This window comes from Bacillus sp. TH22 (genome assembly GCF_016651015.1).
Classification (GTDB): Bacteria; Bacillota; Bacilli; order Bacillales; family Bacillaceae_G; genus Bacillus_A; species Bacillus_A mycoides.
The window spans coordinates 3,721,606-3,746,468 of record NZ_JAEKER010000001.1; the positions used below are offsets into that span (position 1 = coordinate 3,721,606).

25 protein-coding genes and 1 riboswitch are annotated in these 24,863 nt (G+C 33.3%); of the genes, 20 read left to right on the forward strand and 5 right to left on the reverse strand.

The window, feature by feature from the left end; translation table 11 throughout:
- The first annotated feature begins 168 nt into the window (after nt 1-168).
- Entirely contained in the window at nt 169-939 is a 771-nt protein-coding gene (locus JFU18_RS18910) for an ABC transporter ATP-binding protein (RefSeq protein ID WP_000859659.1), read from the forward strand.
- Nucleotides 926-2,875: an ABC transporter permease gene (locus tag JFU18_RS18915; RefSeq protein WP_201034423.1), complete on the forward strand. Its 1,950-nt coding sequence runs from the start codon at nt 926-928 to the stop codon at nt 2,873-2,875. The genes JFU18_RS18910 and JFU18_RS18915 overlap by 14 nt, the downstream gene beginning before the upstream one ends.
- 66 nt (nt 2,876-2,941) lie before the next feature.
- Here JFU18_RS18915 and JFU18_RS18920 read toward each other — a convergent pair whose 3' ends face one another.
- Nucleotides 2,942-3,400, reverse strand: a complete 459-nt coding sequence (locus JFU18_RS18920; protein ID WP_201034422.1) for an epimerase — start codon at nt 3,398-3,400, stop codon at nt 2,942-2,944.
- Nucleotides 3,401-3,708: 308 nt separating this feature from the next.
- On the opposite strand from JFU18_RS18920, the gene JFU18_RS18925 reads away from it, so the two are divergent.
- The 12 genes from JFU18_RS18925 (at nt 3,709) to JFU18_RS18980 (ending at nt 16,591) form a co-directional block, all read left to right on the forward strand.
- A complete protein-coding gene (locus JFU18_RS18925; protein WP_201031980.1) occupies nt 3,709-4,287 on the forward strand; it encodes a class I SAM-dependent methyltransferase in 579 nt (192 codons plus the stop codon).
- Entirely contained in the window at nt 4,287-4,901 is a 615-nt protein-coding gene (locus tag JFU18_RS18930; protein ID WP_201031979.1) for a DedA family protein, read from the forward strand. Before JFU18_RS18925 ends, JFU18_RS18930 begins: the two co-directional genes overlap by 1 nt.
- A 28-nt stretch (nt 4,902-4,929) precedes the next feature.
- The gene (locus tag JFU18_RS18935; protein ID WP_201031978.1) at nt 4,930-5,631 is read left to right on the forward strand and encodes a response regulator transcription factor; all 702 of its coding nucleotides are present in this window, start codon (nt 4,930-4,932) and stop codon (nt 5,629-5,631) included.
- Complete coding sequence (locus JFU18_RS18940) at nt 5,615-7,123, forward strand: sensor histidine kinase (protein ID WP_201034421.1); 1,509 nt, start codon at nt 5,615-5,617, stop codon at nt 7,121-7,123. Before JFU18_RS18935 ends, JFU18_RS18940 begins: the two co-directional genes overlap by 17 nt.
- A gap of 112 nt (nt 7,124-7,235) precedes the next feature.
- Nucleotides 7,236-7,601, forward strand: coding sequence for a YxeA family protein (locus tag JFU18_RS18945; protein ID WP_085312648.1), 366 nt, complete (start codon nt 7,236-7,238; stop codon nt 7,599-7,601).
- A 194-nt stretch (nt 7,602-7,795) separates the two neighbouring features.
- The gene (mreC, locus tag JFU18_RS18950; RefSeq protein ID WP_201034420.1) at nt 7,796-8,563 is read left to right on the forward strand and encodes a rod shape-determining protein MreC; all 768 of its coding nucleotides are present in this window, start codon (nt 7,796-7,798) and stop codon (nt 8,561-8,563) included.
- A gap of 666 nt (nt 8,564-9,229) precedes the next feature.
- Nucleotides 9,230-11,092 carry an FtsX-like permease family protein gene (locus tag JFU18_RS18955; protein WP_201050335.1) on the forward strand — a complete coding sequence of 621 codons (1,863 nt, stop codon included), beginning with the start codon at nt 9,230-9,232 and terminating at the stop codon, nt 11,090-11,092.
- Nucleotides 11,093-11,169: 77 nt separating this feature from the next.
- On the forward strand, nt 11,170-11,991 hold the full coding sequence (locus tag JFU18_RS18960) for a peptidoglycan-N-acetylglucosamine deacetylase (RefSeq protein WP_201034419.1): 822 nt from the start codon (nt 11,170-11,172) through the stop codon (nt 11,989-11,991).
- A gap of 17 nt (nt 11,992-12,008) precedes the next feature.
- Entirely contained in the window at nt 12,009-12,665 is a 657-nt protein-coding gene (locus JFU18_RS18965) for a YkyA family protein (RefSeq protein ID WP_201034418.1), read from the forward strand.
- Between the two features lie 333 nt (nt 12,666-12,998).
- Nucleotides 12,999-13,463 carry an LPXTG cell wall anchor domain-containing protein gene (locus tag JFU18_RS18970; RefSeq protein WP_085312643.1) on the forward strand — a complete coding sequence of 155 codons (465 nt, stop codon included), beginning with the start codon at nt 12,999-13,001 and terminating at the stop codon, nt 13,461-13,463.
- A gap of 503 nt (nt 13,464-13,966) precedes the next feature.
- On the forward strand, nt 13,967-14,728 hold the full coding sequence (locus JFU18_RS18975) for an ABC transporter ATP-binding protein (protein WP_201034417.1): 762 nt from the start codon (nt 13,967-13,969) through the stop codon (nt 14,726-14,728).
- Between the two features lie 15 nt (nt 14,729-14,743).
- Nucleotides 14,744-16,591, forward strand: a complete 1,848-nt coding sequence (locus JFU18_RS18980) for an FtsX-like permease family protein (protein ID WP_201034416.1) — start codon at nt 14,744-14,746, stop codon at nt 16,589-16,591.
- A gap of 217 nt (nt 16,592-16,808) precedes the next feature.
- Here the strand turns inward: JFU18_RS18980 and JFU18_RS18985 are convergent, their stop codons facing one another.
- The 3 genes from JFU18_RS18985 to hpt all read right to left on the reverse strand — a co-directional run bounded on the left by JFU18_RS18985 (nt 16,809) and on the right by hpt (nt 18,803).
- Nucleotides 16,809-16,988, reverse strand: coding sequence for a cold-inducible protein YdjO-related protein (locus JFU18_RS18985; protein ID WP_201034415.1), 180 nt, complete (start codon nt 16,986-16,988; stop codon nt 16,809-16,811).
- Between the two features lie 149 nt (nt 16,989-17,137).
- Nucleotides 17,138-18,040 (reverse strand): diacylglycerol/lipid kinase family protein, encoded by a 903-nt coding sequence (locus JFU18_RS18990; protein WP_085312640.1) that lies wholly within the window; start codon nt 18,038-18,040, stop codon nt 17,138-17,140.
- A gap of 235 nt (nt 18,041-18,275) precedes the next feature.
- Entirely contained in the window at nt 18,276-18,803 is a 528-nt protein-coding gene (gene hpt, locus JFU18_RS18995; protein ID WP_000687585.1) for a hypoxanthine phosphoribosyltransferase, read from the reverse strand.
- Between the two features lie 161 nt (nt 18,804-18,964).
- Between hpt and JFU18_RS19000 the strand changes: the two genes are divergently transcribed.
- The 6 genes from JFU18_RS19000 to JFU18_RS19025 all read left to right on the forward strand — a co-directional run bounded on the left by JFU18_RS19000 (nt 18,965) and on the right by JFU18_RS19025 (nt 23,667).
- Nucleotides 18,965-19,180 carry a hypothetical protein gene (locus tag JFU18_RS19000; protein WP_000976189.1) on the forward strand — a complete coding sequence of 72 codons (216 nt, stop codon included), beginning with the start codon at nt 18,965-18,967 and terminating at the stop codon, nt 19,178-19,180.
- Between the two features lie 184 nt (nt 19,181-19,364).
- Entirely contained in the window at nt 19,365-19,697 is a 333-nt protein-coding gene (locus tag JFU18_RS19005; RefSeq protein ID WP_201034414.1) for a hypothetical protein, read from the forward strand.
- A gap of 177 nt (nt 19,698-19,874) precedes the next feature.
- On the forward strand, nt 19,875-20,369 hold the full coding sequence (locus JFU18_RS19010; RefSeq protein ID WP_201034413.1) for an LPXTG cell wall anchor domain-containing protein: 495 nt from the start codon (nt 19,875-19,877) through the stop codon (nt 20,367-20,369).
- A gap of 89 nt (nt 20,370-20,458) precedes the next feature.
- Nucleotides 20,459-21,079: a class D sortase gene (locus tag JFU18_RS19015; protein ID WP_201034412.1), complete on the forward strand. Its 621-nt coding sequence runs from the start codon at nt 20,459-20,461 to the stop codon at nt 21,077-21,079.
- Between the two features lie 48 nt (nt 21,080-21,127).
- Nucleotides 21,128-21,817 (forward strand): response regulator transcription factor, encoded by a 690-nt coding sequence (locus tag JFU18_RS19020; RefSeq protein ID WP_201034411.1) that lies wholly within the window; start codon nt 21,128-21,130, stop codon nt 21,815-21,817.
- The gene (locus tag JFU18_RS19025) at nt 21,814-23,667 is read left to right on the forward strand and encodes a sensor histidine kinase (RefSeq protein WP_201034410.1); all 1,854 of its coding nucleotides are present in this window, start codon (nt 21,814-21,816) and stop codon (nt 23,665-23,667) included. Before JFU18_RS19020 ends, JFU18_RS19025 begins: the two co-directional genes overlap by 4 nt.
- A gap of 219 nt (nt 23,668-23,886) precedes the next feature.
- Here the strand turns inward: JFU18_RS19025 and thiT are convergent, their stop codons facing one another.
- Nucleotides 23,887-24,546, reverse strand: coding sequence for an energy-coupled thiamine transporter ThiT (gene thiT, locus JFU18_RS19030; RefSeq protein ID WP_201034409.1), 660 nt, complete (start codon nt 24,544-24,546; stop codon nt 23,887-23,889).
- An 86-nt stretch (nt 24,547-24,632) separates the two neighbouring features.
- Nucleotides 24,633-24,734: riboswitch (TPP riboswitch) on the reverse strand.
- Between the last annotated feature and the right edge of the window lie 129 nt (nt 24,735-24,863).

The window sequence follows — 24,863 nt, forward strand, 5'->3', positions numbered from 1 at the left end:
TCCCAATGTTATAGTAACAAAGTACTTTCATTCAGTAGGTTAAATTTTTATATCTTTACTTATGCGCCTTACATAACTGTCATGTTTGTGTAAGAAACATCGATAGTGGCAAGAGTAGAGAGTGTATATAGTTAAAAATAGAGAATAGAAGAAATGAGGGATGTCGAGATGAAAACAGTGTTAGAAGCAAAAAATATTGAAAAAGTATATGACACGGGTGGGAATAAATTTGCAGCTTTAAAAGGTATTAACTTGCAAGTAAAAGAAGGTGAGTTCGTTGGAATTATGGGACCTTCTGGTTCGGGTAAGACGACTCTACTAAACGTTCTTTCTACAATTGATAATGCGACGAACGGTGAAATTTTAATTGATGGAAAAGATATCGTGAAGATGAATGATGATAAGTTAGCGTTATTCCGCCGCGATCATTTAGGGTTCATTTTCCAAGATTATAATTTATTAGATACGTTAACGGTGAAAGAAAATATTGCTTTACCTCTTGCGTTATCAAAGGTGAAAGCGAGTGAGATTGATCGCCGCGTTCTTGAAATCTCGAAGAAGTTCGGTATTGATCATATTTTAAGTCAGTTCCCATATCAAGTATCTGGTGGACAGAAGCAGCGCTGCGCAGCATCGCGTGCGATCGTTACAAGTCCTAGTATGATTTTCGGAGACGAGCCGACTGGAGCACTTGATTCAAAATCGGCAACAGACTTACTAGAAAGTATGAAGTCGTTAAATGAATATGATAACTCTACAATTTTAATGGTAACGCATGATGCGTTTGCCGCAAGTTACTGTAAACGAGTTATTTTCATTAAAGATGGTGAGCTATATAAAGAATTACACCGTGGTGAATCAACACGTAAACAGTTCTTCCAAAAAGTCGTTGACGTAATGTCTTCCATTTCTGGAGGTATGGCCGATGACCTTATCTAGCATTGCCCTCCGCAACATACAGCGGAACTTTAAAGACTACTTTGTATATTTTGCATCTATGATATTTAGCATCGTCATTTATTTTACATTTAAGGCGTTGCAGTATAATTCACAAATGGAAAAAGCTGCGGAAGGTTCTAAAAAAATTAGCGGAGCGTTCCAAGTTTCCAGTGTAATGCTTATCATCTTCGTAGCGGTGTTCATTATATATTCAAACGGATTCTTTACACGTAAACGTAAAAAAGAAGTTGGATTATATTCGTTACTTGGTATTCGTAAAAGACAGATCGGTAAAATGCTCTTTTATGAAAATATGTTAATGGGATTAATGTCTTTAATTATCGGGATTGCGTTCGGTAGCGTCCTTTCGAAACTATTCCTTGAATTACTAGTAAGTATGATGGGGTTAAATTTAAATGTTCATTTTGAAGTACCGATGGCTGCAATTGTTGATACAGCAATTATTTTCTTTGTGATTATTTTATATACATCACTTCAAGGGTATCGTTTAATTTATCGCTTTAAGTTAATTGAACTTTTCCGCGCAGAACGTGAAGGAGAAGCAATGCCAAAAGGATCCGTAATTATGGCGTTAATTTCAGTTTTCTTAATCGGCTCAGGTTATTTCTTAGCGTTAATGTTTATGAAGGCAGTTATGTATGTAAACTTTATGGCAGTCGCACTTTATATATTACTTGCGACAGTATTAGGTACGTATTTACTATTTATGTTCTTTACAGTATTCGTATTGAAACGTGCAAGAAATAATAAATCATCGTTTTATAACGGTATGAATATGATAACGACGTCACAGTTACTATATCGTATTAAAGGAAATGCAAAGTCACTTGCGACAATTTCTATTTTAAGTGCAGTAACATTAACAGCGGTTGGTACGTCAGTTACGATGTATTACAACATATTTACGCAATCAAAAGCAGCCATGCCATACAGTTACTCTTATGAGAGAAAAGATGTAGAACTGGATAAGAAAGTAAATGCGATTCTTGCGGAGGAGAAGCAGGATCATCCTGTTAAAGATCAATTTGAAATTGAAACAGTTCCTGTCAAAGGGAAGTTCGAAGGAGATAAAGTTGATTTCATTCTTAATATGAATTACACGATTTCAGAGAAATATCAGTTTATATCTCAATCTGAATTCAACAAACTTGCGAAAAAAATCGATGCGGAAACAGTGAATGTAGCTACTGGCGAAGCATTTATATATGATAGTTCTTATATGGAAGGGTATGAGTTTAGCCCTGAATATAAAGGAAATAAAGCGGTATTCCAAATTGGAAATGAAACGAAGACATTGACGATCCAAAGTGTAAATAATACTGCAATTACGAATTTAGGTGAATTAGTTGTTGTCGTTCCAGATGAAATGTATGAACAAGCGAAGCAAGCATTTGGAACACGTGTTGTAAAAAATATTGATGTAAAAGATGAAAGAAACAGTAAAGTGTTAACAGAAAAATTAACAAAAGTGATGCCGGCTGGTGAATCAGAAATGGCACCACCATTTAGAGACTTCTATACTGGTTTCCATATGGGACTTGAAGCAACTGGACTAATGATGTTCATCGGAATGTTCTTAGGACTTGTATTCTTACTAGCAACAGGTTCTATTATTTACTTCAAACAGTTAACAGAAGCAAGTGCAGATCGTGAGCGTTACGTTGTCCTTCATAAAGTGGGTGTAACGAAACAAGAAATGAAAAAAGCTATCGCAAAACAAGTGAGCTTTATCTTTGCAATTCCACTAGTAATCGGAATTCTACACAGTTTGTTTGCACTAAAAGGTTTAGGGAACATACTACCATTCGAAATTATGATCCCGCTCCTAATTAGTATTGGAGTATACAGCGTTATTTATATCGGATATTACTTCTTAACAGTTCGCTCTTATTATAAGATTGTGAGCGCGAAGTAATGAAAGAGTTGTTTTATCTTAGTAAAAAAGCATCCGACTAATATGTTAGTCGAATGCTTTTTTTGTCTATACGTGAGCTTTATTTTCGTCCGAACTATCAAACATGTCCATTACTTTAAAAATACCTTCCAATAGCAAGGTACATAAAATAGCGAAAATTAATACGGCATGAGGTGATAATTCAACTGATGTGAAGTTAAGGTCTGCCAACCAAAAGTAACCTACATAAAAACTTAGAAATGTGCTAACAGCCGAAAGTGTAAATCCTAAAAATCCTAATTCTTTTAATTTTTCCTCAGATAATTTACATAAACGTAAAACAATAGAGAAGAGAATTCCTACTATGAAAAATCCAATACATAATGCGAACAATGATAGTATGCTTGGATACTTAACTTCATCAGGTAGCCACTTTTTCATTCCCACTATTAAAAATGTAGGGACAAGAATAGGCAATAAAAGTAGTAGCATTATTTGTAAGGCTGCAAAAAATGCATTTGATTTATTATCGTTTTGATTATTCATAAAGCCTCCAAAAAATGATTTCTATACTAACTCCAAATGTCTTAGAGGATTCTAACATAAAAATAGTAACTTCGCTATACAAAATCGGAGTAGGATCATGATCCTTCATAGTAAATAAACAAGATGCCATATTCGTATATGTTTGAATCCTTTATCCTTGGAATTCAATTTTTTATGTTTGCTTATAGTAAATAAGAAGATTTTCTTCATCTTCATAAAATCTTAAGAAATCTCCTCAATATTTGTTAAGAAACGATAGTTATACTTAAACACAAGTTAAAACTATTGAACGAATGGAGAGAGAGTACATGCAGCTCATAACATTCTTAACTGAATTTATAAAACATCCGAAACATACTGGTGCGGTTGCACCGAGTTCAAAAATATTAGCAAAGAAAATGGTAGATGTAATTGATTTTAATAGAGCGAAATGCATTGTTGAGCTAGGTCCTGGTACAGGAGCTTTTACGAAAGAGATTATGAAGAGAAAGAAGAAGGAGACAATATTTCTTCTTGTTGAAATTAATGAAGTGTTTTTTAAAGAGTTAAAGAGAAAATATAAAGATGAGCAGAACGTGATTGTTATACACGGTTCAGCTGAAAATATAAAGAAGTATATGGAACAATTAAATATAGAATGTATTGATTACGTCTTATCAGGATTACCTTTTGCTTCTTTACCAGAAGAGGTTTCCAAGCGCATTTTAAACAGTGTAATGGAAACGATACATGAGAACGGGGAATTTATTACATTTCAATATTCACTTGTGAAAAAAGGATTTATACAGCATTTCTTCCCTGAAATTACACTAGAAAAAGTGTGGCTTAATTTCCCACCAGCTTACGTATTTAGCTGTAGAAAAGAGTTAAGGGGAGCATATGCATAATGGAGTTACATGAATTAATGTCATACATTGAGCAGTATGGTTATTGGGCACTATTTTTTTGTTTATGGCTTGGTATTATCGGTATGCCGATTCCAGATGAAATGATTGTAATGAGTGGTGGATTTGTATCATCGATGGGTATATTGAATTTGATTCCCGCCTTTTTATTAACGTATTTAGGCGTTGTATCCGGCCTTTCTTTAGGGTATATAGCCGGGAAAATCTTTGGCATAAAAGTGCTTAATAAATTGATGAAAAAGAAAAAGATGAAGTATCTTTTAAAATCGCAAGAGATGATAGGAAAATATGGTCATTATGCATTAGTTATAAGTTATTTTATACCTGTTGTGAGGCATATCGTACCGTATTTAGTAGGAATGAATAACATGTCTTTTAAGACATATGCGATTTATTCATATGTAACAGGATTTGTCTGGACGTTAGTTTATTTTGTACTAGGTTCTATATTTGGAAAGCATATAGAAGTGATAGTAACCCTTGCGACCGAGTACGGTATATATTTTGGTGGCATCGTTATTGTAGTTTGTAGTATTTCTTATGTGTATATGCATAAGAAGAATGCAGTAGTGAGTGAAATAAAGCAACATTCTTAGTTTGGTAAATGATGCTGGAGGAGATTTTGTGAGTAAAGGAACGATACTAATCGTGGACGATGAGAAGGAAATTAGAAAACTTATCGCTATCTATTTAAAGAATGAAGGATACGAAGTATTACAAGCTGTAGATGGTGAAGAGGGGTTAGAAATAGTAAAGAAAAGAGACGTGCATCTAATTGTACTTGATATTATGATGCCGAAAATAGATGGCATTCATATGTGTATGAAAGTGAGAGAAATAGCAGAAATGCCTATTATTATGCTGTCGGCAAAAACGCAAGATATGGACAAGATTTTGGGGTTAACAACTGGGGCAGATGATTACGTAGCAAAACCATTTAATCCGCTGGAACTCATTGCCCGGATTAAATCACAACTTCGGAGATATATGAAAATGAGCGGGACAAGCGTAAAAGATGAAAATGTATTTGAAGTTGGAGATATAAAGATAAATATAGTAACGCGTCAGGTCATTATTGCAAATGAAGAAGTGAAATTGACACCGAGAGAGTTTGAGGTATTAGAATTGCTTGCACGAAATCAAGGAATAGTATTAAATGCAGCGCAAATTTATGAAAGAGTATGGAAAGAACAAGCTTTCCAATCCGATAATACTGTGATGGTACATATTCGGAAAATACGCGAAAAGATAGAGGCGATTCCAAGAAAGCCTCGTTATATTAAAACAGTATGGGGAGTTGGCTACAAGATTGGGAAAGATATTTGAACCGATAATATGGATGAATCAAATTTTTAAAAAAATGATAGATAAAACAGTGAGTTATTTGGAAAAAAGTATACGGATACAGCTAATTGCTACATTTACTTTCTGTACGGTACTCGGTGTATTAGTAGGGTGGTCTTCATCTTCCTTTTTCGAGGATGCGAATAAAATTTCTATCATTGATTATGCATCAGGTATGGAAGCCATTGATGGACAGACACAATGGCTTGTTGGAAGTATAACAGAGGAAGGTAAGGAAATTAATATACAAGAACTGCTTGATCAATCGAATCATCAAAATCAACTAAAAATTTTAATAATAGATGAGAATGGGAAAGTCGTTTATAAAACAAAGGGAGCGCCGGAAGAACAAATCAATCTTCATGAGACGATGCGTAATGTGATGGATTTTAAAATGGATCAAGTACGATATGTAGAGGCGCAAAATTTAATTCAAGATGGAACTGAACAAAAGCGTAAGGAGTTTACAACCTTTTATCCGGTTACTGTTAATACGAAAAATATGTATATCATTGCAAGTGGTATACCACAAGGAAATGTGAAGTATATCGTGAATGATAGTAGCCCATTTCCATCTTTACTAGGTTTTATCACGTTTATACTGTCTTTCTTTTATATAACGAAAAGGAAGATGAATCAGATTGAAGCGATGGCAGAAGGAGTAAGGGAATTTTCGAAAGGTAATTTACAATATAAAATCAAGCAGGCAGGTCAAGATGAAATAGGGTTATTAACTTCAAATATTAATCAAATGGCAGAAAAGCTTTTGGCTAATATAGAAAAGGAAAAACAAATAGAGAAACAAAAAAGTGAATTGATTACAAATGTATCACATGATTTAAGAACACCACTTACTTCTATTATGGGGTATTTACGTTTACTAGGTGATGCAAAATATGAAAATAAAGAACAGCATGATGAGTATATAAAAATTGCTTTCTCAAAATCAGAGCAGTTGAAGATGTTAATAGAGGATTTGTTTGAGTATACAAAACTAACAGATGAAAATATGTCGTTAGATTCGCAAGAAGTGTGTATGAATGAACTACTTGATCAGTTAATAGAAGAGCTAGTACCACAAGCGGAGGAGCATAATCTTTCTTTTGTGAAAGAATTTCAGGAAGATCGTATATACGCTGTTGTGGACTCAGAAAAAATGGTACGTGTGTTTGAAAATCTTTTAATAAATGCAATTAAATACAGTATAGATAAAGCAGAAATTCGGATTTTACTTCAAAGAGAAGAACAGCATATCAAAATTGCTATAGCGAATCATAGTGAAGAATTTACAAAAAAAGAATTAGAGAATTTGTTTGAGCGTTTTTATAAAAAAGATCAATCGAGAAGTAGAGCTGTAGAAGGTTCAGGTTTGGGGCTTGCAATTGCAAAAAGCATTGTTGAATTGCACAAAGGAGAAATTCGAGCAGAATATGAAAATGGGGTTATTCAATTTATTATCTTATTGCCAATTTAATTAGAAGAGCATTAGGAAATTTGGTTACATTTTAATACGTAATAGTGCCGCGATGGATTTAGAGGAAGTCCTTTAAGGAGAAGTATCTGAGAAGAGGAGAATAGAAAGTTTCATGAAAAAAATAAGTTCGTTTATCGTATTGATTATAGTTGGAGTTACATTACTTATAGGAAAGGGTGGACCGATTGTAGATCAACTCAATCCATTTATTAAAGAAGATATTTATTATGCTGTTGTTGATAATGATGGTAAATATGGAGCTGAAAACAAAGGTTTTGCTAGATGGGAATATAAATTCAAAGGATATAATGAATCTGGTCAAGAGCAAAAGATTGCGATGACTGCTTCAAAACATTTAAGAATAGGAGCATATTTAAAGATTAGATCTAAAGGAAGTTATGGTATGAAATGGGAAGAAGTACAAATAGATGAAATACCTACGAAAGTAAAAGAGAAAGTACAGATACAACACAATTAGTTATAGAAATTATAAGTGGCATTCCATGGATAAGGTAACGAGCAAGCTTCGAATATTGTGGCAGTATATGATAAGTTCTAAATTTTTTATAAAGAAGATAAAGTTTATCTTAACTTTATTTAAACTGCATTTCTTCTGTGTACAATGACTAGTATTCTATAGTATGTAGATAAAAAATAGTAAGGAGTAGCAAGATGATCATGCAGGTTTCTAAGAAGAAAATATTAGTATTTCTTTCAATTATTCTTTTGGCTTTATTGATGGTATATGTATGTACAAATAATAAGCATGTCCAAAATATTGTTCATAATATAGAAGACATTTATAAAGTATATAAAGAGAATCAAGTATTGAAAGGGAAAATTGAACATCAAGAATCGTTAAAGAGTAAAGTGCAAATGTTAAGTGAGGAGAAAGAAAGCCTTACTAAAATTATCAACAAAACGAAAGAATTAAAGGAACAGGGAAAATATGATTTCATTCAAGCTACAGTAGTAACCCGTGTAGCAGAAGAGTGGTATAGAGAAATTACTCTTGATAGAGGTTCACAACATGGTGTAAAGGCTGATATGGCTGTTATTACAGTGAACGGTTTTATCGGAAAGGTAGAGAGTGTAGATCAATATACATCTGTTGTGAAATTAATTACGAAAGATGAACGAACAAATCGTTTAGCAATCACCTTCCAAAATGATTCATCTATTTTAGGATTTGTTACAGGGTACGATAAGAAAAAACAAGCCCTTCGAATTGATAATATTCCATCAGATAAAGTGAAAGAAATAAAAATAGGTGATAGCGTTATTACCTCTGAATTAAGTCAGAAAATACCACCCGGTCTTGAAGTAGCAGAGGTGATAGAGCAAGAACCAGATCAATATGGTCTTGCTTATATTATTTATGCAAAACCAAAGGCAAATTTATATGATTTAGAAGATGTAATTTTAATAGAACCTAAATAATAGTTTTATATAGTGTCTATGAGAGGTGAATTAGAAACGAAGAGAATTAATGTAAAGTAAAGAGTAAGAAGGATAAGGGAAAATAAAATGGTACTAAATTTAATAATATGTAGTTATATCTTTATATCGTTTTTATTTTATCTTTATCTCGGACAATTATAATGAAGAGGTAAACTGATGATAAGTGCAAAGTTATTAAGTATTACAGTGGATCTTTTTTTTTGTCCATTTTTAATATTAATTATTTATATAACCTCTCCAGTAGGCTAGAAAAACTATACAACATCCTTCGAATTTATATTTGTAAATGCATTATTTGAGCGCGAGAATAATGGCTCTTCGAAAACATTATTGACGCCATCTTCGTGAGAACAAAGTAATGGTATATGAATTGGGTTATAAAACATTTAATTTATATATTGTAATTATTTTCGGGAATATACATTACAAAAATGTAAGGATAATGTAAGGGGAATCAATATTGCTGTTTGTAAAGAAAAGATAAAATGATAGTTAGTGTCTATAAAAATAGCGTAATCGTAACACTAGCCATATGACAGGAGGAAATATGAAAACTTTAATATTTGATGAAAACGTTGTACAAAAAGTACATAGTAAAAAGGTGAATGTAGTACACCATATTGAAGAGAAGCGTGGGCGTAGAGTATGTTATTAAAGCTTTCTATTTCCAGTATGAAAAAAATGATTAAGGATTATATCGTTTTATTAATAGGTCTTGTAATCTCTATTTCTATATTTTATATGTTTCAAACACTTGCGTTAAATAAAGAGTTTACAATGAATAACAGTATTATTGGTTCGATCGTATTTGTATTTCAAATAGGATCGATTTTGGTGGCGTTTATTACCTTCTTTTATATTTTTTATGCAAACTCATTTCTTCTCTCACTCCGGCGGAAAGAACTTGGCATGTATCTTGTGTTAGGAGCCAAAAAGAGTAAAATCAGTCAACTCTTATTCTTTGAGACATTGTCTATGGGAATGATTTCACTAGTATTAGGTAGTGTATTCGGAGCTATTCTTTCTAATTTCATAAGTAGATTTTTAACAAAACAATTGGAAATATCAGCTGAAGGTTATCAAGCATTTTATGGTCCTGCATTCAAAATAACATTTATATTCTTTAGTGCATTGTTTCTGCTTACATCTGTTGTGAATGCAATTCGAATAACACTTAAAACAGAATTAGATTTAATTCGTACAGAGCAAAAGGCGGAGCAGATACGAAAAAAGGGTCCTGTCACAATGGCGTTAACTTTATGTAGTTTATTAGGACTAAGTGTAGGATATTATTTCGTAATCTTTGTAGGAATAAAAGGTGCTGGCGCCATTTTATTCCCATTATTCACAATTACATTGGGAACATATCTTATATTTATTTCTCTTTTACCCACGTTTGTTAATAGATTAAAAAAAACGCGCTATTTAAACGAAAAGAAATTAAATGCATTTACATTTGCACAATTGCAGTTCCGTGTAAGTAGTTTAGCGAAAATATTAGGAACGGTAACGATGCTAATTGGACTAGGCGTGGGGGCAATGGCCGGTGGCATGTCTTTACAGAAAAATGTAATCCTTACAGCAGAAAAAATGCCAGGGTATGATATTACAATTCATAATCCAGAAGCAGCGGATTATAAAGCTATGGAAAAAATGAAAATTATAGATAAAAAACAGTATAAATATAAAGTTGATAATGAGGCTGTTTATTATTTAAAAGAGGAGTTATTAGAGAATCCTCCACTTCTATTCAGAAAGAAAGAGACAACACATATTTCTGAACAACTTCCATCTTCGAGTTATAGGATGTTTAAGGGAGAGGAAGTTGATCCATCTAGTTCTACGTTACCGATGAACTGGGACAAGATTGTGGATAGTGATTTTAGGTCGAATATTACTGTATATAATCGTAAGCCTGTCTATATTGTCGATAAAAACCGTTATGAAACAATTCAAGGGAATGAGCATACGTTTTTTATTGCTAAAGTAGATAATATTTTACAGTATAAAACAGAGTTAAAAGAGATGGATAATCGTCAAATTGAAAAAATAGCTGCTGCTACTAATAGGTCTAAGGAAGACGTATATTTACCAACAAACTATGGTGATTATGAATCTATGCTCGCCTTTTCAAAAGGAACTTCCTTTATGGGATTCTTTTTAGGTCTTGCTTTTTTAGCTATGATGGCAAGTTGTTTAATGTTTAAAATCCTTTCTGGGGCTACGAAAGATATAGGGCGGTATGAGATGCTTCGGAAAATTGGGGTGCGTAAAGAATTACTTATAAAATCTATGTATAAAGAATTAGGTATCGTATTTCTATTTCCAGCAATATTGGGTCTCATTCATGTTTTGGTAGGAATGAACATATTTACATTTGTTAAATTTTTTGTGAATCCATATGTGAACATCTGGATGCCGATTTGTATATTCCTGGGGATTTATATAGTCTACTATTTAATCACTGTACAATTATATAAGAGGATTGTTCTTCCGAAGGAAAGATGAATAAATAACGAGGAAGACTTGAAAAGTTAGATTAATATTTCATTAATAAGTAAGGGATGTAGAAAGGAATTAATAGAATGGGGAAATTGTTAAAGGTAAAAAACATAGTTGTAATGACAGTAGCTACAGTTGTAGTGGGAGGAGCTTTTTTCGTATTTCAATCGATAACCTCACCTGCAAAAGCGATAGCAAATCAAGAGAATCCAGTTCAATATGCAAATGAACAAATAAAAGTGGAGATGAATAAGGTAGCACCAACGCAATTTAATGGTCAAACTAGAAAAATTGCCTATCTTACCTTTGATGACGGTCCAGGAAAGTATACGGCACAGTTGCTAGATATATTAAAGGAAAATGATGCGAAAGCAACATTTTTTCTAATCGGTCAAAATGTAAAATCGTATCCTGATTTAGTAAAAAGAGAAGAAGTAGAAGGACACTATGTGGGAATGCATAGCATGACGCACAATAACAAGAAATTATATGCCCAAGGTGGCTACGTAGATGAAATGAAAGAGGATCAAGGTTTAATTGCTAGTATTCTCGGACATGCCCCAAAACTAACACGCCCACCATATGGTTCAAAGCCAGGATTACACGAAGAACTTCGTAATAAAGTTGTAGAAAATGGTCTTAAAGTATGGGATTGGACAATTGATTCATTAGATTGGGAATACAGTGGAATGCCAATAAATACAGCAACAGCAAAAATTGTTCAAAATGTACTGGCTGGTGCGACAGATCAAAAAGAAGTGATTTTGATGCATGACATTCATCCGCAATCCGTTGCAGCAGTACCTGCTATTATTAAAGGTTTAAAAGAAAAAGGGTATGAATTTGAAGCATATCATGAAGATGATCATTTCCCATTGAACTTTATGCATGATAAACGTATGTAACATAGGGGGAATTGACATTGACTTATAAAGCGTTAGCGATTACGGGAATTATATCCATAAGCTTATTAACAGGGTGTTTTGGCACGAAGCCAGAAGCAGAATTGTTCGTTGCATTTGAAAATGCAACGAAGCAAGAAAAGACGGTTTCTGAAGATGTGAAAAAACTAGAGGTTTTAGAAAAAGAAGGTCAAGAGTTATACAATCAAATTATAAATGAGGGTAAAGATAGTAACCAAGCAATTATGCCGAAGTTAGAGCAAGCTACAAAAAGTATTGATGAACGTGAAAAAGTATGGAACAAAGAAAAAGAAGCTTTTGGAAAAGCACAAGAAGAAGTAAAATCAGTTCATAAAACTATAGATAAAATGGAAGATGCAGCTCTTCAGAAACAAGCGAAAAACATACAGGATATTTATAAAAAGCGTTATTCATCTTTTAGTAAGATAAATGATTCATATCAAAAATTAATGAAATCTGAAAGAGAATTATATAAAAGCTTAGGTGAAAAAGAAACGAACTTAAAAAGGGTTAGTGAAAAGATTAAAGGTGTAAATCAAATGAATGAGGACATTCAACGAGAAAAAGAGAAATTTAATAGATATACACAAGAATATAACAAAGAGAAATTAGATTTTTATAAACAAGTTAAAATTAAAATTAAGGATGAGAAGTAAATACTTTATTCTTATATAATTTAATCTTATTTATATAAGCACAAAAAGAAAAAATCAAAAATAAAAGTTTGTTTCTTACTCAAAAATAGAATATAGAATTCAAAGGTCTCAAACTATTATAGTTTGGGGCTTTTTAATATTCTTAAGGGGGAAATCAAGAAATTCCTCTACTATTTTTCAATGGTTTACATCTGTATTTATAGATTAATTAATTATAATAATTGAATCTTTAAGTGAAATATATCGTATCTGCATCTTATATTTACATAGCTTATTTATTCTATAAATACACCCAAGGTGGTGTTTAAAAAAGTATACAGGGAGAGAAATGAAATGAAAAAGAAATTTTTACCAATTTGTGCAATGGCAATTTTATCAATAGGATACTCATCGGTAGCTAGTGCATCTACTGGAACAATGTCAAAGGAAGAAGTATCAGTACAAGCGCAAGAACAGCAAAAAGAGGCGTTAGAAAAAAAAGAAGCAGAATTTCAGGCTTGGCAAAAAGAGGCGTTAGAGAAAAAGAAAGCAGCAATGCAGGAGCAAGAAAAAAAATCATTAGAAAAAGCAGAAGCAGCGATTCAGGATCAACAAAAAGAAGCATTAGAGAAAAAGAACGCGGCGATTCAAGCCCAACAAAAGAATGAAGTAGAGAAAAAAGAAATAGCCAAACAAGCTGTAAAAGGAGAAAAACTACCAAATACAGCATCAAATAGCGTAACAATGATGATACTAAGTGCATGCCTTGTAGCATTAGGATCAGTATTTGGATTTACTCGTCGTAAGATTAAAGCATAAAATTTTACATTAGCCTATAAAAAATGGATGAATTAAAAGTGCGACTTGTAAATCGTATTGGATTTGCTTTTACATTGATTGGGTTATTGAGCATATATGTGAACAGTTATTATTAGACATAGAGAAAAAATACATGTTTACAAACATGTATTTGCAATGCAGGTTATTGCCAATCGACATCGTATTGAAAAAGTAATTGTCAACAATATAACGAATGTAATCCGTTATACGCCAGAGAAAAAGATGTTGTTATTTCTACAATAAACAAGCAAAAATTAAAGAGGAGAAATAAATACTTTATTTGTTACTCAAAAATAGAATATAGAATCCAAAAGCCCCAATCTACTATGATTTGGGGCTTTTTCGTATTCTTAAAGAAATGTTAAGAATATCCGCTGCTATTTATTAAGAAATGCTATCTATACTTAGAAATGGGTTAAGAAGTGCTCGGAAAATATGTAGGGAAAATAAAAGATAGGAAAAAGAAGTGTAGGAGGATATATATGAAAGCATCAGTTGTAGAGGTAAAGAATGTACAAAAGGTATACGGTAAAAAAGATGAGAGTCAATCACATGCGCTAAAGAATGTATCGTTCTCAATTCAAGAGGGTGAATTCGTTGGAATTATGGGACCATCTGGTTCAGGAAAAACAACATTATTGAATGTAATTTCTACATTAGATAAGGCAACAGGTGGAATTGTTGAAATTGCTGGAATAGATATTACGAAAATGAAGCAGGGGGAATTATCTGATTTTCGCTCAGAGAAACTAGGGTTTATCTTTCAAGATTTTAACTTACTTGAAAACTTATCAATCTATGAAAACATTGCATTACCGCTTTCTCTGCAAGGTGTTCATTCGAAAAGAATTGAATCAAAGGTGAAAAAGGTAGTAGAAATGTTAGGAATTTCAGAGATTCTTCAAAAATATCCGTCCGAAGTATCTGGTGGACAAAAACAACGTTCGGCAGCGGCCCGTGCACTTGTACATGAGCCAGCCATTATTTTAGGAGATGAGCCAACAGGAGCGCTTGATTCTAAAAATGCGAAAAGTTTATTAGAGTCGATGACCAACTTAAATGAAGAACAGGATGTTTCGATTATGATGGTTACACATGATCCATTTAGTGCGAGTTACTGCCGACGTATTTTATTCATCCAAGACGGAGAACTGTATAAAGAAATTCATCGCAGAGGTACGCGTGATGAGTTCTATAAAGAAATTTTAGATGTGCTTGCGGGTTTAGGCACACAAAAAGCATAAGAAAGAAGGTTCAACATGTTATTCAAACTTTCCATGTCGGGACTAAAAAGTAAACGAAAAGACTATATGGTCTTATTAGTTGGGCTTATTATGTCTATTTCAATTTTTTATATGTTTCAAACGTTAGCGTTAAATAAAACGTTTATTGAAGGGAATTCTATGGATGGGATTTTTTCCGTCTTTCAAACGGGCTCATTTTTATTAGGATTTATTACATTATTTTATATTTTATACGCCAATTCATTTTTATTATCACTTCGGCAAAAAGAATTTGGTATGTATATGGTATTAGGGGCAAAAAAGCATAAAATTACATTGCTCATGTTTATTGAAACAATTGTATTAGGAATAGTATCTCTTATAGTAGGTGTGATAGTCGGTATAATCTTGGCACAAGGTGTTGGACATTTACTGATGAAGGAGCTGGAATTTACTGGCGGTGGTTATCATGCATTTTATGTACCATCAATCGTTGTTACTTTCATCTTTTTCATTGCACTATTTATGTTGTCCGCAATTATGAATGGTATGAAACTAGTGCGTAATTCGCTATTACAACTCGTTCACTCCAATAGTAAAACAGAGCGTACGTCTACTAAAGGGAAACTAACAAGTATAGTAGCACTTTTATCAATTATTTTATTAGTAGTTGGTTATGTTTCGATGATTTATATGAAGGAGCTAAAGGAATCAGGATTTATCATTGCTACAATTACAGTAACATTAGGAACTTATATGCTATTTGCATCATTTCTTCCGATTATTATTAACAGACTGAAAGCGAATAAAAATCGTAGTGAAAAAGGAATCAATGCGTTTACGTTTGCTCAGTTAAGTTTTTCTATTAATAGCTTAACTAAAGTATTAGCAACAGTTGCTATGTTAGTGGCTCTCGGTGCGGGTGCAATCTCCAGTGGTATGGCGTTTAAAAATAATGTCACAAATATGGTGGAGAGTGCAGAATACTATGATGTCGAAATTAAAAATCCCACAGCAGAAGAAAAGAAAATACTAGATAGTATTACATTTAAAGAAAAGAATGAATATCGATACAAAGTAGATGAGCAGTTTATTTATCAGTTGAAAGAAGATTTGGAAAGAAATCGTCCGCTAACACGTACTGGAAAGGACGAGAATAGTAGCCGATTCGTTCCTGTTTCGAGGGAACTAATTGCGGGATCCGTTTTAAGTCATAGCCAAGAAAAACATGAGAATAATACCAATGTAATTCCAGAAGAGTGGGGAAATGTTTTACGGTCTCTTCAAAAGACATATATGAAACCTAGTCAAAAGATACAAATTGTAGATCAAAAGATGTATGACGGGATACAAGGTAAAGAAGAAATTATAATACTGGGGAAAACGGACAATTTTATAACGTATAAAGAAGAATGGAAAAAAATCGATGAATTAGAACTAGCTAAATATAAAGATATGAAAGAAGTACATCTTTTGAGTAAATATATGCTGTATGAAGGATATTACAGTACTTACAGTGGAACAGTATTTATGGGTTTTTTCTTAGGCATAGCTTTCTTAGCAATGTTGGCAAGTTGTTTAATGTTTAAAATTCTTTCTGGTGCTTCAAAAGATATTATTCGCTATCAAATGCTTCGTAAAATTGGTGTACGTTATGAGCTATTAACGAAATCAATTTATAAAGAGTTACTTTTCATTTTCTTGTTCCCAGCGATCGTAGGTATAACGCACGTATTAGTCGGAATGAACATGTTCTCGTTCTTAATAGATAATCCATATTTCCGGATTTGGCTGCCGATTATTATTTTCTTAGTCATTTATGTGTTTTATTATTTCATTACAGTTCAATTGTATAAAAAAATTGTTCTTCCGAAAGAAGTGTAGTATGTAGTGAATAAGGGGGATGATGAATAAAGCTAAATTTAGGGAAATATTATATGGAATTTATAGCGATGAAGAAGTTAAATAATGAAAGAAGCAGCTACTACGTAGAATAGCTGCTTCTTTCATTATTTATAATTAGGAAGCAACTTGTACTGTAGATAAGGAGAAATAAAATCCTCTATCTTTTCAGTATATAAAAGATAAAGAGGGAAAAGTATTATAATTTCTGTAGTAATCGTTCGCCGCTTTTCATGACGCCTTTACACAACGGGCATTGTGGCTTATCTTCTAAAGAAAAGTTTTTACGCATCCATCCAAGGCAGTCGTCTGCTTCGCATTCCCACACAGCAATTGCTTCTGGTTCTTCTACAGGTTTATCATTTTTTCTCCAATACATGTGATCGCTCCTTTAAATTGAAAAGTTTTTTAGAAAAAACAAAAAAGGTTGTTAACGTTTTTGTTAACAACCTTTTATTTATTCATTATACTATATTTTTTTGAAAAATGCGAAGTTTAGTAATTATTAAAGTTATATTGAAATAGCGATTATACAAGCTTAGGATTATAAATCATCGTAAAGTGTCCTTGTAATAGTTCAATATGACACGGTGTATGAAGCGAGCTTTCTCCGTCTGTATCTACTTCTTTTTCTTCTTCTGTTTCAATATGAATTGATTTTGCTTTTACATGGAAGATGTCATTTTCATTTGAGTCTTCAAATAGTTTCTTTCCGATGTAATCTTTAAACGCCTGGATGCCTGTTGATTTTACAACGAAAATATCAAGTGTTCCGTCGTCACATTTTACGTTCGGAATAAAGGAAGGAATACCGCCAAGATATTCACCGTTTCCAACCATAACAAGGACAGCTTCGTCTTCATATACTTGTCCGTCGTAAGTGATTTTTACTGGGAATGTTTCAGCATTTTTGACAGTTCGGATGGTGCTTAAATAGTAACCGATTTTACCAAGCTTTGCTTTCTCTTCTGCATCGATATTGTTTGATACTTCAGATACGAGTCCAATGCCCCAGAAGTTTAAGAAGTGTTGTCCGTTTGCTTTTGCGACATCAATTGGTTTTACATGTCCTTTTGTAATGAGTTTTGCAGCTTCTGCAATGTTTTGCGGAACACCAAGTGTACGAGAGAAATCGTTGCAAGTTCCCCCTGGAATAATTGCAAGTGTAGGTCTAGTTTTAAGAGGGGCTAAGCCATTTGTGCATTCGAATACAGTTCCGTCACCACCAAAGACGATAATTAAATCTACTTTACTAGCAAACTCTTGGCAATATTTTGTTGCATCACCTTGCCTTTTCGTATGTAGGATGCGTAAATCAGGAAAAGCCGTAGCAAGAGGTGGTACGATTTTCGTTAAGTTCGTATGTAAATCGCCTTGTCCTGCTTTCGGATTTACGATGAGGAGTACTTTTTCAAATTTTGTCTTTGTCATTTTTATTCTCTCCCTTTGTTTTTTACGAATTGTGATAGAAAATAAACTTCCATCAGTAATTGATGGAAGTTTACCCCGCATTAACGGGCAGTAAGACTCCCACCTCAAATTTCGACGAATACGAGGAAGTTAGGTGGGAGATCAACTGCCCGTAAAAGCCCGATTGGTTCAACTAATAATCAGTGGGAGATAGACAAAACCCCCACTGATTAAAGTTTCACTTTATTTTTTTATATTATTCCGTTACAACTGAAGCGATAAATGGTAAGTTACGATATTTTTCTGCGCAGTCGATACCGTAGCCAACGATAAATTCGTCTGGAATTTGGAAGCCAACATATTCAGCTTTTAAGTCCACTTTACGGCGTTCAGGTTTATCAAGTAACGTACAGAATTTCAATGCTTTTGGTTTATGCATGAAGAAGTGATCTTTTAAGAAGTGAAGTGTTAAACCAGAATCGATAATGTCTTCTACGACAATTACGTTTTTTCCAGTAATGTTTACATCGATATCTTTTAATAGTTTTACTTTTCCAGTTGTTTCTGTTTGATTTCCGTAGCTAGATGCAGAGATAAAGTCGATAGTTAATTCGTTTTTAATATGACGAATTAAATCAGCAGCGAATACGAAAGATCCTTTTAATACAGCGATTACAACGATTTCTTCTCCTTCAAAATCACGTTCGATTTGAAGCGCTAGTTCTTTTACTTTTTCTTGTAATTGTTCTTCAGAAATTAAAGTGTCTTTTATTTCAATTTTCATTTGAATCCTCCTACAGTGTAAAACTTGTGAACATTTCGACTGTAAAGGATAGAAAGAAAAAAGTCAAAGAAGATATAAGGTTTTTACAGAAGTCTCCACAAAATAGTCAGATGATATGATATACTGATAATATTAAGAAAACGCTTCCAAAAAGGGTGATTATGATGAAAAAGAAACAGTATACAAGTGTAACATTTATAAAAGCATTGCTTTTAACAATTGTTCTTGGTATGTTGGCTTACATAATTGATGTACCTGCAATTCGCATTTCACTAATTGGAATGACTTTAGTATTAGGCGCAATTTCCCACGGTATGATGTCGCAGCTGCAAGAGGCTGGACTTGATGATATGAAAGATTCTATAGATAAGAAATGAGAAACCTTCACGTATATAGAGTGAAGGTTTTTCGTTTCTTACAAAAATGTAAGGTGATTTGTAAGACAAATCGATAGTTGCATAGTAGTGTTTTGGATAAACTATAAGTGTAAGGTAAAGGGCAAGAATATTTTAGGTAAATTAAGTTTTAGGCACTCTATATGTGAAAAAGGAGTAGGAGGGCATGGAGAAACATTGGACGACCTTTTCTTTTTTAGCAACTAGTAACACCGTAATGCTAGCTGGAGAAATGGATTTTTTGCATACGTTTGATCGAGAAGACGATCATTCTTCTTCTAAATTTACAATGAAATGGAGTAAGTGGAGCGATAGTTGTAAATTGGAAGAAGAGACCCCTAACGAAAGGCAAAAAATTATTTTAACAAATCCTATTAAAGCATGGGTCGTTCAATGTCGTAAGTGTAACGTCAAAAATCACTTCAAGAAAACTGAGCCGAGACAATTAGTTATCACTCCGGCCCTTTCTACTTCTCAATCACGCGAAAGTAACAAATAAATATCGAGACACACACCCGAAAAAACATCGTATATATTACGGTGTTTTTTTATTTTTCTAAAATGAAATCTTTAACAGAATTCCATTTCATCTGCATCTTATATTTATATCTATTGTTTATTCTAGTGTTACATCCGATGCGACGTGATGTAAAACGTATAAGAGGAGAGAATGAAAATGAAAAAGAAACTATTACCAATTTGTGCAATGGCACTTTTAACAGTAGGTTATTCTTCGGTAGCGAGTGCTTCAACTGGAACACTGACAAAGGAAGAAGCAGCGCAAGTACAGTCAGATGTAGCTAAAAAGGAAGCAGCAATTCAGGAACAGCAAAAGAGCGAAGTAGAGAAAAAAGAAGCAGCACAAGTACAAGAAAAAAGTGATATGGCTAAAAAAGAAGAAGCAATAAAAGCAGGGCAAAAGAATGATACAGCGAAAAAAGAAGTAACACCACAAGTTCAAGAAAAGGAAGCTCTTGCAAAAAAAGAAGAAGCAATTAAGGCCGGGCAAAAGAATGATGCAGCGAAAAAGGAAGTAGCAAAGCCAGCTGTACAAGGTGAAAAATTACCAAACACAGCATCAAATAATGTAGCAATGATGGGACTAAGCGCATGTCTTGTAGCACTAGGTACATTATTTGGTTTGAATCGTCGTAATAAAGTTAAGGCGTAAATCAAATATTGTCCTATAAAGAATGGGATAATTTCATATATTAAAAATGGTAGGTTATTCCTACCATTTTTTGCATGGAGGGATGAAACATGAAGTTACTCAATTATATCGGTATCCTATTGATGGCTATAGGGCTATTCATGGGATCATATTACGCTGTGGAATGGTATAAAGGAAAAAGCTCTGCTCAAGAATTAACGAAAGAAGAAATCAAGAGTCTTAATAATATAAAAGATAATCAGCTTTCTCATGAAACACCTGTAACTTCTCAAGTGCCTTCTTCTCAAACCGAGCATAAAGAAGGTGAAAAGGTAGCCATGTTAAAGATACCGAAAATAAAGAAGAAGTTTTCTATATATTGGGGAGCAAACGATGCAACATTGAAAAAAGGAGTCGGTATGTTCGTTAGTGATTTAACGACAACGCCATCTGGAGGGGGACATACTGTACTGAGTGGGCACCGAGATACTGTTTTTACAGATTTAGGAGAGTTAAAAGAAAAGGATACCCTTATTTTAGAGTATGATAATAAAACGTACACATATGAAATTCAAAAGACATGGATTACCCATGCGGATGATCGTACTGTTATTATAAAAAAAGAAGAACCAATATTAACACTGACGACTTGCTATCCTTTTGATTATATAGGGGATGCACCGGATAGATATATTATCGAGGCGAAGTTAATTACGAGTAATTCAAAATAAAGGTATAAAATGCCTAGCTATTTAAAATGAGAGGGGAAGGCATATACTATGTCAAAAAATATTTTAATTGTTGAAGATGAAGATATTTTACGTGAAATTTTAAAAGATTATTTTTTGAGCGAACAATATATAGTGTTTGAAGCAAGAGATGGAAAAGAAGCTTTAGTTGTATTTGAAGAAGAAGAGGTTGATTTAGTTATTCTTGATATTATGTTGCCGGAACTCGATGGATGGTCTGTTTGCCGGAGAATTCGTAAGACGTCCGGGGTTCCTATTATTATGCTGACAGCGCGTGTAGACGAAGATGATACGTTACTTGGGTTTGAGCTTGGGGCAGATGATTATGTTGCGAAACCATATAGTCCGCCTATTTTATTAGCGAGAGCGAAAAGATTGTTAGAAAGTAGAAAAGCAACAAAGAAACCTTTAGAAAATGAAGATGATACGTTAGCAATTCATGGCATTCATGTCCATTTTCCGTCACGTACTGTTACTGTTGATGAGGCAGACATTACTTTAACACATACAGAATTTGAAATATTAGCTTATTTCATGAAAAATCAAGGGATTGTTTTAACAAGAGAACAGTTAATTTCAAGAATTTGGGGGTACGAATTTGCTGGCGATGATCGAACGGTTAATAGTCATATTCGTAATTTGCGAAATAAATTAGGAGAGAAAGCAAAGTACATTACAACTGTAGTGCGAACCGGTTATAAATTCGAGGGGAACATATGAGAAAAGGGATTGTACTTAAATTATTTACTCTTACAACAGCGTTATGTATGTTGATTTTAGCGACAATCTTTATTGGACAAACAATATTTTTTAAACAATATTATGCGAATCGAAAAGTGGAAGATATTAAAGTGAATTTAAATTCCTTTGAAAAGAACTATTTACTTGATGCAGGAAGTACAGAAGGAATTCAGAAGCTGGAGCAAGATTTTTTAAGAGAAAATAATACGTGGATTACGATATTAGATCAGAATGGGAATTTAAAACATGTGGATGATTTTTATTTTGAAGTAACGATAGACCGTAGGCAACAAAAGAGCTTTGGACAACAAATATTCAAGATTCCCTTAGGTAATCTCGTCAATATAGAGGAGATTGATAATAAATTATCAGAGAAGTTTTTAGGACAAGAAATTTATTTTTCTGGAGTGAGAAAAGAAGAAAGTTTTATTCCATTCTCTTTCTCGTTAGGTAAGCAAAATTTAAGTGGATCTAATAAACCGTTAGAAAAAGCATTTAATGAGAAAATGATTAAATTAGATCAGGAGAAAAAGAAAGCAGCTGAGGAACAAGTTGTTAAGGAAAAGAAGCCGGCCGTTCAGGAGCAAGCTGCTCAGGAATTAGATGCTGTCATAGTAGGACGTGTTACGAAAGTACAGTTCCCCGATGTAAAAGGTCCTGTGAATCCAATTTATAAAAATAGTTTATTCTTAGATAGCATAAAGGAATTTCAAACTGATTTATTATTAAAAGAGAATAATCATATACAGTATTCAACACAAATAATGGACTATGAAAAAAATGATATAAAATATAAATTATTAATTAAACCAAAAAAAGAAAAAGACGGATCGGTAACATATATATATGCGATGGCTTCTTTACAGCCTGTAGATGAGGCTGTACAAATGGTGCAAGATTATTACATCTATATTGTTGCATTTGTAGTCATTCTAATTTTTCTAGCTTCGTTTTATTACTCAAAACAAATTGCGAAACCGTTATTAAAAATAAATGATACAACGAAGAAAATAGCACATTTAGACTTTACAGAAAAAATCCCGATTACTTCAAAAGATGAAATTGGTGATTTATCAAAAAATATTAATACATTATCTAATAAACTACATTCACATATTGGACAGCTTGAACAAGATATTGAAAAAGAAAGAAAGTTAGAAAACACAAGGAAAGAATTTATTGCAGGTGTATCGCATGAACTAAAAACGCCGCTGAGTATTATGAAAAGCTGTATTTCCATTTTAAAAGATGGGGTAGCTGAACATAAGAAAGACCACTATTTTCAGGCGATGGAAAAAGAAGTAGACAAGATGGATATACTAATTTTGGATATGCTTGAATTAGCTAAATTTGAGTCTGGTACATATAACATGAAGATGGATTCTTTCTATATCGATGGAATGATTGAAGAAATATGTGAACAGCTTTCATCGGAGATAGAGAAAAAAGAACTGAGTGTGCACAAACATATATGTCCAGCAGAAGTGATTGGGAATCAAAATAGAATTGAACAAGTAATTGTGAATTTTATTACGAATGCAATACGTTATACACCAGAAAAAGAAGATGTTATTATTTCCACAATTGACGAGACGAATCATATAAAAGTGTGTATTGAAAATAAAGGTACTCACATTGAAGAAGAACAATTAGATAAAATTTGGGATCGTTTTTATCGTGTGGATGCGGCACGGAAACGTTCACAAGGTGGAACAGGGCTTGGCCTTGCGATTTCAAAAAATATTTTAGAACTGCACAATGCTAAATATGGGGTCAAGAATACCGAAGATGGTGTGTTATTTTACTTCTATTTACCGAAAAAAGCGTAGATAATACAATCTACGCTTTTTTAATTTATTTTCATATTATCTTTACCTAATCTTTATTTTTAAGCAGTATAATTTGGATAGAAAATGAGGTTATGTAAGGAGTAGATTAGCCGTGAATAGCAATTTACTAGGTGTGATGGTATTTATTTTCTTTTGTGCATTTATCGTATTTATTATTGATATTACTCATTGAGAGCTTTGATAAAAAAAGAGCGCTAATTAAGCGCCCTTTTTTTGTGAATTCATTTGATAAGCACCGATGCTTTTGAATAAGCGTGGTGAAGTAGTAAATAAAAGAATTAGTAATACAGTACATAGTATGAAAGAACCGATCATTGTACTGCCGTTTACGATTAATGAATATAAAACAGCTGATTGTCCTTTAGGTGCATATTGACCAAAGAAAATAATACCAGCAATAAAGTGACAGAAATAACGTGCAAAGCTACCGACAAATGTGGCAAGGATAATGTAAACAAGTGCTTTTTTTCCTTTGTTTTGTTTTGGTTTATCTTTGCGACTACCAAAATTTGAATGCTCTGCATTACTGTTGTCTGAGGCAAGTGCTTTTTGAATTGGACGATAGAATAAACCAGCAAAGCCGATAAAGGCAAAGGCAATGAAGTACTCAATGAATGCTTGAACTGGTGTTAGAATGTAAGCATCGCCTACGACGATTTGTAATAGCCCCCAAATTAAGCCTCCTAAGAAAGCTCTTTTGAAGCCCCAGCGGTATGCGATAATAAAAATAGGAATCATAGCGAATGAGATGGAACCGCCTGTTGGAAGTTTAATTGATAATGGTAGAATGTCGATAATCAAGGCGAAGGCTGCAAGAATAGCAGATTCGATCATCGCTTGTAAATTGGTGTTACGCATGTTGTCTCCCCCTATATCCAAGTTGCACAAAAAAGAACATTATCATAGGAGGATACGAAATACGTAAATAAAAAAAGAGGTGTGTATTTCGGACGTTTGCACAATTCCTGCGTTAGCATTAACTAACAGGTTCAAAGGGTCGGAACGAATTGTTCCCTCTCAGCGGTAAGGCTCCCCCTGTGATAACGAGATTCTTTATTTGCTATTGTTCATTGTAAGCGAAATGGATGAGAATGGCAAATGAATACCGTATGACAATTATTGAAATAGAATTGTAGCGAAATGTTAATAAATATGAAGCAAAAGGGTATAGTCCA